Source organism: Luteimonas sp. KH_071 (assembly GCF_057838005.1).
On sequence record NZ_CM174458.1, the window covers coordinates 2,413,396 to 2,427,321 of the forward strand.

Below are 13,926 nucleotides of genomic sequence, written 5' to 3' on the forward strand. Positions count from 1 at the left end.
CCATGCAGGCTTCGCTGCTGACCACACTGCTGTTGCCGCTCGCCCTCGGCGTGATCATGTTCGGACTCGGGCTCGGCCTGACGCTCGACGATTTCCGCCGTGTCGCGCGCTATCCGCGCGCCGTGTTGATCGGTCTCGCCTTGCAGATCGGCATCCTGCCCTGGGCTGCACTCGGACTTGCGCTGCTGTTCCGGCTGCCGCCCGAGCTCGCGGTCGGCCTGATGCTGCTGGCGGCATCGCCGGGTGGCGCGACGGCGAACATCTACAGCCACATCGCGCGCGGCGACGTGGCACTCAACATCACCCTGACCGCGGTCAACAGCGTGCTGTGCCTGCTCACGCTGCCGATCATCCTCAACCTGTCGCTGGAATTCTTCCTCGGCGCCGGCCAGTACGTGCCGCCGCCGACGCGCAAGATCGTCGAGGTCGCGCTGATCATCCTGCTGCCGGTCAGCATCGGCATGCTGGTGCGCGCGTTCGCGACCGGCTTCGCGTCGCGGATGGAGAAGCCGATCCGCCTGCTGTCGGTGGTCGTGCTCGCGCTGCTGATCGTCGCAGCCGTCGCCAGCACCTGGGACACGCTGCTCGCCTACTTCGCCGCGGTCGGCATCGCCTGCCTGCTGTTCAATCTCGTCAGCATGGGCGTCGGCTACGCGGCGCCGCGGGCGCTGAAGTTGCCGCGCCGGCAGGCGATCGCGATCGCGATGGAGATCGGCATCCACAACGGCACGCTGGCGATCTTCATCGCGCTCAGCGTGCTCGGCAACGCAACGATGTCGGCACCGGCCGCGGTCTACAGCCTGCTGATGTTCTTCACCGCCGCGATCTTCGCCGCGTGGCTCAACCGGCGCGGTGCCAGCGCGCCCGACGCGGCCGCCTGAGGCGGCTGCAGACCACGCCGCGCGGCGGGCTGGCGGCCTGTCTGGACGGCGTCCGCCTCTCAGTTCCGGACCCCGCTTCCTGCAGGCAGATCCCGCGACCGGCGCGGCCAAGGACGATCCGCGTTCGTCCGACGTGACCGGTGTCAGCGCGATCGACGATGGCGTGGAGGTCGCTGCACGCCCGCCGGATTCCGGCGCCGCGCGAAAAAAAGCCCCGCATGTGCGGGGCCTGTGTCATCACGGGATGTCCGGACTCACTCGCCGCTGCCGAAGGTCCCGTAGGTCTTCAGCTGCTCGGCGACCGCCGCATCGCCGACCACGACGATACTCTGCTGCTTCGGGTCGAAGAACTCGCGCGCGACCGACTGCACCTGCGCCGCGGTCACCGCGTTGGCCTTTTCGACGTAGCTGCTGAGGTAATCGGCCGGACGACCCAGCACCCAGTTCGACGCCAGCGCCGACGCGACCGCACCCTGCAACTGGTTCTGGAACAGGTAGGTGCCGGCGGTGAACCGCTTGGCGCGCAGCAGTTCGTCCGCGTCGACGGTCACGCTGCGCATCTGCTCGAACTCCTTGAAGAACTCGCCGATCGCAGCCCCGGTGACTTCGTTGCGCACGTCGGCCTGGGCCTGGAACACGCCCCCTTCCGCGCGCAGGCCGAAGCTGCTGCCGGCGCCGTAGGTGTAGCCCTTGTCCTCGCGCAGATTGCGCATCAGCCGGCTGTCGAAACCGCCGCCGAGGATCGTATTGGCAAGCGCGGCGGGGATCGCGCGGTCGTCGTCCGCGTCGAACGCCGGACGGCCGATGCGGACCGCCGACTGCACGCTGCCGGCGCGCGGGACCAGCACGAACTGCGGACCGGCGGGGTAGTCCGGCGCGGCGACGTCGGCCACCGTGGTGTCCGTGCCGCGCCAGTCACCGAATGCCGACTGCGCCAACGCCATCGCCTGCCGCTCCGTCACCGGGCCGGCGATCACCAGCAGCGCACGTTCGGGATGGAAGCGGGCGCCGTGCGCAGCCACCAGTCCATCAACCTCCGTACCTTCGATCCCAGCCTCGGTCGGCAGCGTATTGCCGTAGGGATGCGCGCCGAACAGCACGCGCCCCATCGCCCGATTGGCCTGGTAGGCGGGCTGCGCCTGCATCGCCTTGAGACCCTGCAGCGCATTGGTCTTGGCCAATTGCACTTCGTTGGCCGGGAATGCCGGATTGCGCACCACGTCCGCGAACACCGCCGACAGCGGCTCCGCCGACGACGACAGTCCGGACGCGGTGACGAACAGGCCGTCGCTGCTGGCGCTCGCGCCGATCGATGCACCGAGGCGCTGCAGTTCCTCGGCGATCTGCACCGAGCTGCGCGTCGCGGTGCCCTCCTGCAGCAGGCCGGCGAGCAGGTTCGACATGCCCGGCAACGCAGCGGGATCGCTGGCCAGTCCGCCGCGTACGGCGAGCACGTAGTCGACCTTCGGCAGGCCGCCCTGGCGCGGCAGCACCCAGACGGTCAGCCCGTTGTCGAGCCGGCGTTCGATCAGGCCCAGTTCGGGCAGCGGCTTGTCGGCGCCGTAGTCCGGCAGGCCGGCGGGAAGTTCGGTGGGCGGCGGTGTGGCCGGCGGCGCGCCGGGTGCAGCGGGCTGCTGCGCGTATGCGGCGCTCGCGAACAGGCAGGCGCCGAGCGCCAGGGCGAGCGGACGCAGGGCGCGGCTCGAAATGTAGTGGGTATCCATGTCGATCTCCTCAGTCCTGCGCCGGTGCGGCGGCGGGCACCGGTGCGGCCGGCGGGGCGATACCGCGCGCAGGCGCCATCGCGGCCGGCACGCGGTCGATGACGGTGCGGTTGGCATCGGTCAGATAGGTCCTGGCCACGCGCTGCACGTCGGCGACGGTCACCGCCTGCACCCACTCGGGCACCTGGTTGAGCGTCTCGGCGTCGCCCCACAGCAGCTGCGCCTTGGCGAGCTCGTCGGCGCGCGAGATGAAGGGCTCGAGGCCGTTGACGTAGTCGGCCAGCAGCTTGGTCTTGGCGGCGGCCAGCGTTTCGGCCGGCACACCCTCGGCGACGATGCGCGCGACTTCTTCGTTGACCGCGCCCAGCACCGCGTCCGGCTCGACATTGGGCTTGTACAGCGCGAACAGGGTCATCAGCGTCGGACCGTCGAAGTCCCAGGCATGGCCCAGCGGCCAGCCCAGCCCACCGTCGATGTTGAGCAGCTGCTCGCGGCCCTTGACCAGTCCCTGGTACAGGCGCGAGGCGTCGCCGCCGGCCAGCAGCTGCGACAGCACCGCCATCGGCGCATGGTCGGGCGTCCCGCGTGCAGGCATCTTCCAGCCGACGGCGAGCGCGGGCACCTGCGCCAGGGCGTCGGCCTGCGCCTCGCGCCGGCCTTCGGTGTTCAGCGGCTCGGACACGTCCGGACGCGCGGGCGTGGCGCGCGACGGAATGTCGCCGAAATACGCCTCGACCATCGCGAAGGCCTCGGCCGGCGAGATGTCACCCACGATGCCGATCACCGCGTTGTTCGGGCCGTAGTAGTCGCGATGGAAGGCTTCGACATCGGCGAGCGTCGCGCCCTCGAGATCCTTGAAGCTGCCATAGCCGTCGTGCGCGTTCGCCCACTTGGTGAACGCGAGGCGGTTGATGTCGAACACGAAGAACAGCCCGTAGGGCTGGTTCTGCACGTTGACGCGGATCTCTTCCTTGACCACGTCCTGCTGGTTTTTGAGGTTCTCGGGCGAGAAGTCGAGCGTCTTCATGCGGTCCGCTTCGAGCCACAGGATCGGCGCAAGCGCGGACACCGGCGCGGTCTCGATGTAGTTCGTGTAGTCGGGACGCGTGGAGCCGTTGAGCCGGCCACCGCCGCCCTGGATCACGCGGTCGAACGTGCCCTTGGGCGCGGTCGGCGTGCCCTGGAACATCAGATGCTCGAACAGGTGGGCGAAGCCGGTGCGGTTCTCGGGCTCGAGGCGCATGCCCACGTGATAGACCACGCTGACACCCACCGTGGGTGAACTGCGGTCCTCGGAGACGACGACGGTCAGGCCGTTGTCGAGCTTCTTGGTTTCGATCGGCAGACGCCAGTCGGCCTGCTGCGCGGCCGCGGGCGCGGCCAGCATCGCGAGCAGCACGCATGTGCCACCCAGTCCTGCGAGTCGTTTCATGGTCGGTTCCCTGTCCGCCCCGCTCCCCGGGGCACGAACCCCGACTATAAGGTGCGGCGCGACGGCTGCGCGTGCCGGTGGTCACGCGCAACGCGACGTCGGCGTGGACGCTGCTGCACCCTGTCGGCGGGCAGACGCCCTACTGCTTGCGCGTCTCGACGTCCGCGTCCACGTCGTCCAGTCCGACGTTGCTGCGCGCCGATTCATAGATCTCACGGTCCAGCAGCCCGGTCTCGCGCGCCACCAGCACCGGCACCAGCATCTGCCCGGTGACGTTGGTCATCGTGCGCATCATGTCGAGGATGCGGTCGATCGCGAGCAGCAGTCCGAGACCTTCGAGCGGCAGGCCGGCCGCCGACAGCACCACCGTCGCCATGACCACCGCCGTACCCGGCACGCCGGCGGTGCCGAAGCTGCCGAGCACCGAGGCCAGCAGGATCGCCGCGTACTGGGCAAAGCTCAGTTCGATCCCGAAATACTGGGCGATGAAGACCGACGCGAGCGTGGGATAGATCGCGCCGCAGCCATCCATCTTGATCGTCGCACCCAGCGGCACAGCGAACGCGGCGTAATCGCGGTTGACCCCGAGGTTGTGGGTCACGCTGCGCAGCGCGACCGGCATCGACGCCAGACTCGACGAGCTGACGAAGGCGACCTGCATACCGGGCGCCGCGCCGCGAAAGAACTTCAGCGGGTTGAGTCCGTGCGCCAGCAGCAAGCCGCCGTAGACGAAGACGATGTGCACAGCGCAGGCGACATACAGCGCGATGACGAAGCTGCCGAGTGGGAGCAGCTTCTCGAAGCCGTAGGTGCCGACCAGCGCGGCGATCAGCCCGAAGGTGCCGATCGGTGTGATCTCCAGTACGAAGCGCGTGACCTGGATCATCGCGTCGGACGCCTGCCCGACCAGCGCGCGCAAGGCCGCGACGCGCTCACCGAGCTTGACCAGCGCGAAACCGAGTAGCCCGGCGAAGAAGATCACCTGCAGGATGTTGCCGTTCGACAGCGCCGCGAACGGATTGGTCGGCACCACATTGAGCAGCACCTCGACCGGCGTGGGAACTTCGCGCGGCGTGTAATCGGCTGCAGGGATCAGCGAGCCCGCCTCGATGCTCAGCCCCGGATTGAAGGTGTAGGCGACGGCGAACCCCACGCCGACCGCGAGCACGGCGGTCGCGGCGAACCAGCCGAAGGTGCGGCCACCGAGCGCGGCGATCGACTGCTGCCCGTGCAGCGCGGCCACTGCGTTGATCACCGCGAAGAACACCAGCGGCACCGCGATCATGCGGATCAGATTCACGTACAGCGTGCCCAGCGGCTGCAGCCACGTGCCGGCCGCCGGTCCCATCAGCCAGCCGACCAGCGCCCCGAGCACGAACGCGCCCAGCACCCGCTGCCAGAACGGAATCCGGAACCACCAGGCCAGAGCTTTCATTCGAAGAGTGTCCGCGACTTCAACCGGCGACGATACGTGACGCCATCCATGCTGGCGATGCCGGCACCGGGACGCCAGCGTCCCATATCCGGAACGCTGGAAGCTGGGTTAGCGCCTCCATCTTGCGTCACGCGAACGTGGCCGGCATGGGCCCGCCGCGAAGCTGCAATGCACGGCGGGCATAATTGCGCGGCGTTTCTACTGGAATCCCCTGCCCCATGCGTGTTCTGACCGCAGGCCTCGCCTGCTCGCTGACCCTGCTCTGCGCCGCCTGCGCATCCACCCACACTCCGGCTCCCGGCCAGATCCGCCCGATCGACGTACCGACTGCGGCCTCGCGCGCTGACGAGACTGCGTCGTGGTGGTACCGCAGCGGCGCCGCACGCGCAGCGGGCAACGGCGCGATGGACGGCAATGCCAAGAACGTCATCGTGTTCCTGGGGGATGGCATGAGCCTGACCACGGTCGCGGCGGCGCGCATTCTCGAAGGCCAGCGGCTGGGCGGCAGCGGCGAGGAGCACCAGCTGAGCTGGGAACATTTCCCGCATACCGGGCTGTCCAAGACCTACAACACCGATTCGCAGACGCCAGACTCGGCCGGCACGATGACCGCGATCGTGGCCGGCGTGAAATCGCATATGGGCGCGATCGGGGTGTCGTCGGGCAACCGTTTCGACTGCGCCGACAGCCGGCAGCGTCACGTGCAGTCCTGGCTGCGCCTGGCGGACGATGCCGGCCTCGCCACCGGCGTGGTCACCACCGCGCGGCTGACCCATGCCACGCCAGCCGCGACCTATGCGCATTCGCCGGATCGCAACTGGGAGAACGACACCGATCTGCCCGAGGCGGCCCGGGCGGCAGGCTGCCGCGACATCGCCCAGCAGATCCTGGACTTCCCGTCCGGCAAGGGCCCGCGCGTGCTGCTGGGGGGCGGCCGCGGCGAGTTCCTGCCGGTGACCGAGCGCGATCCCGAACACGCCGACAAGGTCGGCCAGCGCCTCGACGGCCGCAACCTCCCGGCCGAATGGCTGGCGGCCAATCCGGGCGGCGCCTATGTCTGGAACACCACGCAGCTGCGCGCGGCCGCGGATGCCGACGCCGTGCTCGGCCTGTTCGAGTACGACCACATGCAGTACGAACACGACCGCGACCAGGGCGACACCGGCGAGCCGGACCTCGCCGAGATGACTCGCGTCGCGATCGAGCGGCTATCGCGCGACGGCAAGGGCTACGTGCTGCTGGTCGAAAGCGGTCGCATCGACCACGCCAATCACGAGGGCAACGCCTTCCGCGCGCTCGACGAGACGGTTGCGATGTCGCGCGCGGTGCAGGCCGCCGCCGAGGCGACCTCGGCCGACGACACGCTGATCCTCGTGACTGCCGACCATTCGCATACGCTGAACTTCGTTGGCTACCCGACGCGTGGCAACCCGATCCTCGGCAAGGTGCGCGGCCGGGTCAGCGAGGACGACGACCCGAACGCCTATGCGCTCGACGCGACCGGCCTGCCCTACACGACGCTGTCCTACGCCAACGGCCCGGGCTACACCGGCGCCAGCAACCAGCAGCCCGCGGGTCCGAAGACCCATCACCACCAGCCCAGCGGATTCTCGCCCGCCAGCGGTCGCCCGGACCTGCGCGAAGTCGATACCGAGCACCCGGATTTCATGCAGGAAGCGCTGGTGCCGATGAAGAGCGAAACCCACGGCGGCGATGACGTCGGCATCTGGGCGCGCGGCCCCGGCAGCGAAGCGGTGCGCGGCACGGTCGAGCAGAACGTGATCTATCACCTGATCGTCCAGGCCACGCCGGCGCTGCGTGCGCAGCTGTGCGCCACCGGCCACTGCAACGCCGACGGCGTGCCGGTGGAACTGCCGGTGATGACGCCGGTGGATGCGCCGGTGCGCGCCGCCGACTGAAGTCGACGCCATTGATCCGTACGCGATCGGCGCGCGCCATCGCGTACGGAGCGTTCCACGCGAGGATCCCGCATCGTCCGAAGGTACGACACGCCCTGTCGCATCGAGCAGCTAAGCTGGCCGCATCCCCATTCGAAGCGGAGCGGCACCCATGAATCGACTCGACGGCAAGGTCTGCGTGGTCACCGGCGCGGCCAGCGGCATCGGCAAGCGCATCGCCGAGGTCTACGCCCAGGCCGGCGGCAAGGTCGTCATCGCCGACCTCAAGCTCGACGCGGCCGAAGCCACCGCCACCGAGATCCGCAACGCCGGCGGCGACGCACTGGCCGTGGCGGTGGACGTCACCGACGAGGCCCAGGTCGTCGACGGCATCGCGAAGGCCGTCGCGCATTACGGTCAGGTCGACGTGCTGGTGTCGAACGCCGGCATCCAGATCGTCAACAAGATCACCGATTTCAGCTACGCCGACTGGAAGAAGATGCTCGCCATCCATCTCGACGGCGCCTTCCTGACCACGCGCGAGTGCCTGCGCGACATGGAAACGCGCAAGACCGGCGGCGCGATCATCTACATGGGCTCGGTGCATTCGCACGCCGCGTCCAAGCTCAAGGCACCCTACGTCACCGCCAAGCACGGCCTGCTGGGACTCGCCCGCACGGTCGCGAAAGAAGCCGCGGCCTACGGCGTTCGCGCCAATGTGATCTGCCCGGGCTTCGTACGCACGCCGCTGGTCGACAAGCAGATTCCCGAACAGGCGAAGGAGCTGGGCATCAGTGAGGACGAGGTGATCCGCGACGTCATGCTCAAGGACACCGTGGATGGCGAGTTCACGACCGTCGACGACGTGGCCAATGTTGCGCTGATGCTGGCCGCCTTCGAGACCAACGCGCTGACCGGCCAGAGCCTCGTCGTGAGCCACGGCTGGTACATGCAGTGACCGACGCCGCGATCCGCCGGCACGTCGCACGCTATCCCACCGTCGCTCTGGTGCTGCAGGGCGGCGGCGCGCTCGGCGCCTACCAGTGCGGCGTGTACGAGCGCCTGCACGAGGCCGGCATCGCGCCGAACTGGTTCGCCGGCATTTCCATCGGCGCGATCAACGCGGCGATCCTCGCCGGCAACGCGCCGGAGGACCGGGTCGCGCAACTGCAGGCGTTCTGGCACACGATCACCGAGCCTGCAGGGCCGATGTCGCTGCCGGCGCTGGCGATCCGCACCGCGATCGCCGGCCTGCCCGAAGACCCGGCGCTGCTGTCGTGGGCGCGCGGCATGAGCGCGATGGGCGCGATGCTGCAGGGACAGCGCGGCTTCTTCGAAGCGCGACCCATCTCTCCGTTCCTCGTACCCGGCGACGGCAGCGAGGCCGCCACGAGCTTCTACGACACCGCGCCGCTGCGCGAGACGCTGTTGCGCTTCGTCGATTTCGACCGCATCAACCGCGACCACAGCGTGCGCCTGACCGTTGGTGCGACCAGCGTGACCCGTGGCAACTTCCGCTACTTCGACAGTGCGCTGGAAGCCATCTGCGTCGAGCACATCCTCGCGTCGGGCGCGTTGCCGCCGGCGTTTCCGGCCGTCGAGATCGATGGCGAGCCCTACTGGGACGGCGGCATCGTGTCCAACACGCCGCTGGAATACATCCTCGACTGCCGGCCGCACGAGGACACACTGGCGTTCCAGGTCGACCTGTGGAGCGCGCGCGGCGCGGCGCCGCAATCGGTCCTCGACGTGCTCGAGCGCATGAAGGACATCCGTTTCTCCAGCCGCACGCGCCATGGCACCCGCATGGTCGAGATGGCCCAGACCTTGCGCACCTCGCTCAAGGAACTGATCGAGCATCTGCCCGGGCGCAAGCTGCCCGCGCATCTCGAAGCGTCCCTGTCGCCTTATCTCGACGATCGCGTGTTCAACGTGATCCACCTGATCTACCAGACCAAGGCGCACGAGCAGCAGAACAAGGATTACGCCTTCGGCCACATCCCGCTGCGCGAGCACTGGGACAGCGGTCGGCGCGACATGGACCGCACGCTGCAGCACGCGACGTGGTTCGACCTGCCCGACCGCGACGTCGGCGTCGCCACCCATGACGTGCACCGCACACCGGAGACCTGACGCGCCCGGCTGCGACCTGCGGCCCGCGGACAGGACCGGTGCGCTGGCGCGATACTTGCATCCGGCACACGGGGGCATGCGCCCGTACTGATCTGGAATGCGGGCGATGCTTGAACGAGGAATGCACGGCCTGGTGTGGCGGTGCCTGCTGCTGATGGGACTGCTGGTGGTCGGCCTGGGGCCGGCGCTCGCGGACGAGACCCGGCGCGCCGAGGGCTATCTCGTCGGCGGCGCGCCGACCAGCGAAGGCACGCCGATGCGCGCCTGCGATCCCGCCCTCGTCGAGGGCCTGTACACGATCGAGATTCCGGCGCCCGACGGCGGCTGGTCCGGCGTGCCGCAGGCGGTGAACGTCTTCAACGTCTTCGCCGGTGAAGTAATGGTCGGGCTCGGCGACCGGGTGATCTGCGGTCGCATGCATGACGCCCGCACGCGCGATTCGCGGTTCCGGGCGGGCGTGGGCATCGTGGTCGTGCCGCAGGCCGGCACCCGCGATCCGGTACGTGTGGGCTGGGTGCCGCCGGTGAAACCGCACTGGATTCCGACCGTCCGCATCGGCGGTCCCAGCCCGGTACAGCAGGAAGACACCCTGCGGCTCGTGTTGCGCACGGCCTGCCTGGCGATCGCACTCGCGCTCGCGTTCTCCGCGCTGATGGGATTCGTCGGCGCACGAGAACGCACGTTTCTCGGCCATGTGGCGATGTGCCTGGGGCTGCTGCTCTGGCAGACCACGTTGAACGGCCTGGGCGGCTATCCCCAGCCCTGGCTGCCCGTGGGCGATCGCGAGGCCTGGTGGCAGGTCGCGTGCACCGCATTCGGGTTTGCCGCCGTGCTTTACGGGATCTCGAGCCAGGCCGACGTGGGCGGCCGCTGGCCCCGCATCCGTCCGCTCATGCGGTGGAGCGTGCGTCTGTTCCTCGCGGTCGGCGTGCTGGTGCCGCTGTTGCCGGGCAGCGCGCTGCGCAGCGCGTGGTGGCTGATCGACAACGCATTCTTCTTCGCGGCGCTTGGACTGGTGGCGGTGGCAGCCGCTTCTCTGCTGCGCGGCGAACGCCGGTCTTTTGCGGCGATCGTCGCGACCCTGCCGCTGCTGGCGCTGTTCACGCCGCCCGTCGCGTCGAGCACTTTGGTGACCGAGTACCGCGTCGAGATCATCCAGCTGGTGCTCACCTGGTTCCTGATCGTCATGGCTTACACGCTGACCAACCGCTATGGGCGGCTGCGCGCGCAGCGCGACGCGCTGCGTCAGCTGGCCGATACCGATGGCCTGACCGGTCTGCCGAACCGGCGCGCCGGACTCGCGCGCCTGGACCGGTGCTTCGCCGACGCCCGGCGCAACGGCACGGCGCTGTCGGTCGGCTTCGTCGACGTGGACCTGTTCAAGCGCATCAACGACACCCACGGCCACGATGCGGGCGACCGGGTGCTCGTCGCCGTCGCCGGCGCACTGGTCGCCGACGTGCGCTCGCACGACGACATCGTGCGCATGGGTGGCGAAGAGTTCCTCGTCCTGTTGCCTGGCGTCGACAGCGCCGAAGCGCGGGCGCGCCTGGAGGGGATGCGGCGCCGGATCGCGGCACTGGCACCGGATCTGCGCATGCCCGGCCTGCAACTCAGCGCCAGCATCGGACTGGCAACGCGGATCGCGGCGGACACCGAACCGGTGGCGCTGCTGCGCCGCGCGGACGATGCGATGTACCGCGCCAAGCACGCCGGACGGAATCAGGTGGCCGACGATCGGATGTCGCCGCGCGATCCCTTGCACGCGGCGCGCTGACGCTGCGCGGAGATCCGGTCAGAACGGCTTGGCGAGCACCAGCCACACCACGCCGACCAGCAGCAGCACCGGGATCTCGTTGAACCAGCGCAGCGCCTTCGTCGATGGCAGCGAACGACCCTTGTCGACCCCCTTGAGCCAGCGACCGGCCATCACGTAGTGCACGACCAGCAGCACGACCAGCCCCAGCTTGGCATGCAGCCAGCCGGCGCCGCTGCCCATCGGCGCCATCGTCGGGAAGTCGGTGATGAACGTGTAGCCCATCCACAGCACCACACCCAGCCCCAGCGCCAGACCGAGCATCACGTGACCGAAGCGGTACAGGCGACGGCCCATCAGGACCAGGCGCGCGCGCACGTCGACAGTCTCGCCGGCCTCGACGAGGTTGATGAGAATGCGCGGCAGATAGAACGCGGCGGCGACCCACGCCATCACGAAGACGAGGTGGAAGGTCTTGACCCACAGATAGGCTTGCATCGCGTTTGGCTCCCTCGGCTGAGGGGCAAGGATCGCACGCCCACGCATCGGGTCCGCACGTGACGCATGGGCCGCGACGCTGTGTCGCAGCCGGCGACAGCACCTAGAATGCGCGTCCCCGCAGAGTTCCGGCCCCTCGATGTCCAAACAATACGACCGCGCCTATTTCGACCGCTGGTACCGCGCCGGTGACATCGGCGGGGCCGCGCGCCTCACGCGCAAGGTCGCACTTGCGGTCGCGACGGCCGAGTACCACCTGGAGCGTCCGCTGCGCACCGTGCTCGACATCGGCGCCGGCGAGGGCGCGTGGCGCGCGCCGCTGCTCAAGTTGCGCCCCAAGGTGCAGTACCTGGGTTTCGACGCCAGCGACTACGCCGTGTCGCGCTTCGGCCGGGCGCGCAATCTGCACCACGCGCGCTTCGCCGACTTCGAGATGCTGCGGCCCTGCCCGCCGGTGGATCTGCTGATCTGCAGTGATGTGCTGCACTACCTCGAGACCCGCGAACTCGACCGCGGCCTGCCGGGCCTGGCCGCACTCACCGGCGGTGTCGCGTTCCTCGAGTGCTTTACCCGCGAAGACGGCGCCGAGGGGGACGACGATGGCTTCAAGCAACGCCCCGCCCGCTTCTACCGCACGCGCTTTGCCGATGCCGGCTTCCGCGCTCTGGGCTCGCAGTGCTGGCTGTCGCCGCAACTGGCAGGACACGCAACCGCGCTCGAAACCGCCTGATCGCGGGTGTTCACCGGCCTGAACCTCCGTCTTGCCGCCAGTCGGCGCTGCACGGGGGATACGCTATGCTGCGCCGCAGCAACCCCACTGACCGGAATGCCGATGCTGTACTACCAACTGCACGAGATGGGCCGCGCCTGGATGAAGCCGTGGACGCTGCTGGCCGACGCGAACGCCAAGGCGTTCGGCGCCGACAGCACCTGGCTGTCCAACCTGCCCGGTTCCGAGCAGCTCTCGGCCGCCAACGAGCTGCTGTACCGCATCGGCAAGGACTACGAGAAGCCGGCGTTCGACATCCACGCCGTAGAGAACGACGACAACGACCGCACCTATCCGGTCGTACAGCTCGACGCGCTGGTGAAGCCGTTCTGCAAGCTGCTGCGCTTCAAGCGCTATACCGACGACCCGGCGCATCTCGACGTCATCAAGGCGCAGCCCACCGTGCTCGTCGTCGCCCCGTTGTCAGGCCATCATTCCACGCTGCTGCGCGACACCGTGCGCACGCTGCTGCGCGACCACAAGGTCTACGTGACCGACTGGATCGACGCCCGCATGGTGCCGGCCGATGCCGGTGCGTTTTCGCTCGACGACTACATCGCCTACATCGAGGACTTCATCCGCCACATCGGCGCCGAAGATCTGCATGTGGTCAGCGTCTGCCAGCCGACCGTGCCGGTACTCGCGGCGGTGTCGCTGATGGCCGGGCGTGGCGAGACCACGCCGCGTTCGCTGGTGATGATGGGCGGTCCGATCGACACCCGCGAGTCGCCGACTGCGGTCAACAACCTCGCGACCGAAAAGCCGCACGCCTGGTTCGAGCAGAACGTGATCCACCCGGTGCCGATGAACTATCCCGGCCGCGGCCGCCTGGTGTATCCGGGCTTCCTGCAGCACATGGGTTTCATGGCGATGAATCCCGAGCGCCACCTCGAATCGCACTGGGATTTCTATCGCGACCTGGTCAAGGGCGACGACGACGACGCGCAGTCGCACCGCCGCTTCTACGACGAGTACAACGCCGTGCTCGACATGCCGGCCGAGTACTACCTCGACACGATCCGGGTGGTGTTCCAGCAGCATCTGCTGCCGCGCGGCGAATGGATCGTGGCAGGCGAACGCGTGGATCCGTCCAAGATCACCGGCACCGCGCTGCTGACGATCGAGGGCGAGCTCGACGACATCTCCGGCGAAGGCCAGACCCGCGCCGCGCACACCCTGTGCACCGGCGTCTCCGAATCCCACCGCGCGCATCTCACCGTCGAGGGCGCCGGCCATTACGGCATCTTCAGCGGTCGCCGCTGGCGCACCCAGGTCTATCCGCAGGTGCGTGCGTTCATCGCCTCGCACGCGCAGGACGCAAGCCCGGCGAAAGCGGCGCCAGTCGCGAAAACCGCGCGCAAGAAAGCTGCAAAGCGGTCGACGAAGAAACCGACCTGATC

General features: G+C 68.8%; 11 protein-coding genes. 7 read left to right on the forward strand and 4 right to left on the reverse strand.

The genetic code is table 11. From position 1 onward, the window contains the following. Positions 1–2: 2 nt before the first annotated feature. Positions 3–881 carry a bile acid:sodium symporter family protein gene (locus AC3IRM_RS11130; RefSeq protein ID WP_489203214.1) on the forward strand — a complete coding sequence of 293 codons (879 nt, stop codon included), beginning with the start codon at positions 3–5 and terminating at the stop codon, positions 879–881. A gap of 254 nt (positions 882–1,135) precedes the next feature. On the opposite strand, the gene AC3IRM_RS11135 is transcribed toward AC3IRM_RS11130, so the two are convergent. The 3 genes from AC3IRM_RS11135 to AC3IRM_RS11145 form a co-directional block, all read right to left on the reverse strand. Further along, positions 1,136–2,605 (reverse strand): M16 family metallopeptidase, encoded by a 1,470-nt coding sequence (locus tag AC3IRM_RS11135; protein WP_489203215.1) that lies wholly within the window; start codon positions 2,603–2,605, stop codon positions 1,136–1,138. A gap of 10 nt (positions 2,606–2,615) precedes the next feature. Then, entirely contained in the window at positions 2,616–4,037 is a 1,422-nt protein-coding gene (locus AC3IRM_RS11140; protein WP_489203216.1) for a M16 family metallopeptidase, read from the reverse strand. A gap of 139 nt (positions 4,038–4,176) precedes the next feature. After that, positions 4,177–5,472 carry a dicarboxylate/amino acid:cation symporter gene (locus AC3IRM_RS11145; protein ID WP_489203217.1) on the reverse strand — a complete coding sequence of 432 codons (1,296 nt, stop codon included), beginning with the start codon at positions 5,470–5,472 and terminating at the stop codon, positions 4,177–4,179. Positions 5,473–5,690: 218 nt separating this feature from the next. Here AC3IRM_RS11145 and AC3IRM_RS11150 point away from each other — a divergent pair, with 218 nt between their 5' ends. From AC3IRM_RS11150 to AC3IRM_RS11165, 4 genes are all read left to right on the forward strand, one after another. Beyond that, positions 5,691–7,391: an alkaline phosphatase family protein gene (locus tag AC3IRM_RS11150; protein ID WP_489203218.1), complete on the forward strand. Its 1,701-nt coding sequence runs from the start codon at positions 5,691–5,693 to the stop codon at positions 7,389–7,391. 151 nt (positions 7,392–7,542) lie between these two features. Next, positions 7,543–8,328 (forward strand): 3-hydroxybutyrate dehydrogenase, encoded by a 786-nt coding sequence (locus AC3IRM_RS11155; RefSeq protein WP_489203219.1) that lies wholly within the window; start codon positions 7,543–7,545, stop codon positions 8,326–8,328. Beyond that, positions 8,325–9,503 carry a patatin-like phospholipase family protein gene (locus tag AC3IRM_RS11160; RefSeq protein ID WP_489203220.1) on the forward strand — a complete coding sequence of 393 codons (1,179 nt, stop codon included), beginning with the start codon at positions 8,325–8,327 and terminating at the stop codon, positions 9,501–9,503. The genes AC3IRM_RS11155 and AC3IRM_RS11160 overlap by 4 nt, the downstream gene beginning before the upstream one ends. A 106-nt stretch (positions 9,504–9,609) precedes the next feature. Next, entirely contained in the window at positions 9,610–11,280 is a 1,671-nt protein-coding gene (locus tag AC3IRM_RS11165) for a GGDEF domain-containing protein (RefSeq protein WP_489203221.1), read from the forward strand. Positions 11,281–11,298: 18 nt separating this feature from the next. Here the strand turns inward: AC3IRM_RS11165 and AC3IRM_RS11170 are convergent, their stop codons facing one another. Beyond that, the gene (locus AC3IRM_RS11170) at positions 11,299–11,757 is read right to left on the reverse strand and encodes a CopD family protein (RefSeq protein ID WP_489203222.1); all 459 of its coding nucleotides are present in this window, start codon (positions 11,755–11,757) and stop codon (positions 11,299–11,301) included. 139 nt (positions 11,758–11,896) lie between these two features. Here AC3IRM_RS11170 and AC3IRM_RS11175 point away from each other — a divergent pair, with 139 nt between their 5' ends. Together AC3IRM_RS11175 and AC3IRM_RS11180 are read left to right on the forward strand one after the other, a co-directional pair. Beyond that, on the forward strand, positions 11,897–12,487 hold the full coding sequence (locus AC3IRM_RS11175) for a class I SAM-dependent DNA methyltransferase (protein ID WP_489203223.1): 591 nt from the start codon (positions 11,897–11,899) through the stop codon (positions 12,485–12,487). Between the two features lie 96 nt (positions 12,488–12,583). Continuing rightward, positions 12,584–13,924, forward strand: coding sequence for a polyhydroxyalkanoate depolymerase (locus AC3IRM_RS11180; protein WP_489203224.1), 1,341 nt, complete (start codon positions 12,584–12,586; stop codon positions 13,922–13,924). The last annotated feature ends 2 nt before the right edge of the window (positions 13,925–13,926 follow it).

Excerpts from the sequence above, each read along its gene's own strand:
- AC3IRM_RS11170 (WP_489203222.1), bottom strand. The coding sequence starts at position 11,757 with ATGCAAGCCTATCTGTGGGTCAAGACCTTCCACCTCGTCTTCGTGATG.
- AC3IRM_RS11130 (WP_489203214.1), top strand. The coding sequence starts at position 3 with ATGCAGGCTTCGCTGCTGACCACACTGCTGTTGCCGCTCGCCCTCGGC.
- AC3IRM_RS11150 (WP_489203218.1), top strand. The coding sequence starts at position 5,691 with ATGCGTGTTCTGACCGCAGGCCTCGCCTGCTCGCTGACCCTGCTCTGC.
- AC3IRM_RS11155 (WP_489203219.1), top strand. The coding sequence starts at position 7,543 with ATGAATCGACTCGACGGCAAGGTCTGCGTGGTCACCGGCGCGGCCAGC.
- AC3IRM_RS11165 (WP_489203221.1), top strand. The coding sequence starts at position 9,610 with ATGCTTGAACGAGGAATGCACGGCCTGGTGTGGCGGTGCCTGCTGCTG.
- AC3IRM_RS11145 (WP_489203217.1), bottom strand. The coding sequence starts at position 5,472 with ATGAAAGCTCTGGCCTGGTGGTTCCGGATTCCGTTCTGGCAGCGGGTG.
- AC3IRM_RS11180 (WP_489203224.1), top strand. The coding sequence starts at position 12,584 with ATGCCGATGCTGTACTACCAACTGCACGAGATGGGCCGCGCCTGGATG.
- AC3IRM_RS11135 (WP_489203215.1), bottom strand. The coding sequence starts at position 2,605 with ATGGATACCCACTACATTTCGAGCCGCGCCCTGCGTCCGCTCGCCCTG.
- AC3IRM_RS11140 (WP_489203216.1), bottom strand. The coding sequence starts at position 4,037 with ATGAAACGACTCGCAGGACTGGGTGGCACATGCGTGCTGCTCGCGATG.
- AC3IRM_RS11175 (WP_489203223.1), top strand. The coding sequence starts at position 11,897 with ATGTCCAAACAATACGACCGCGCCTATTTCGACCGCTGGTACCGCGCC.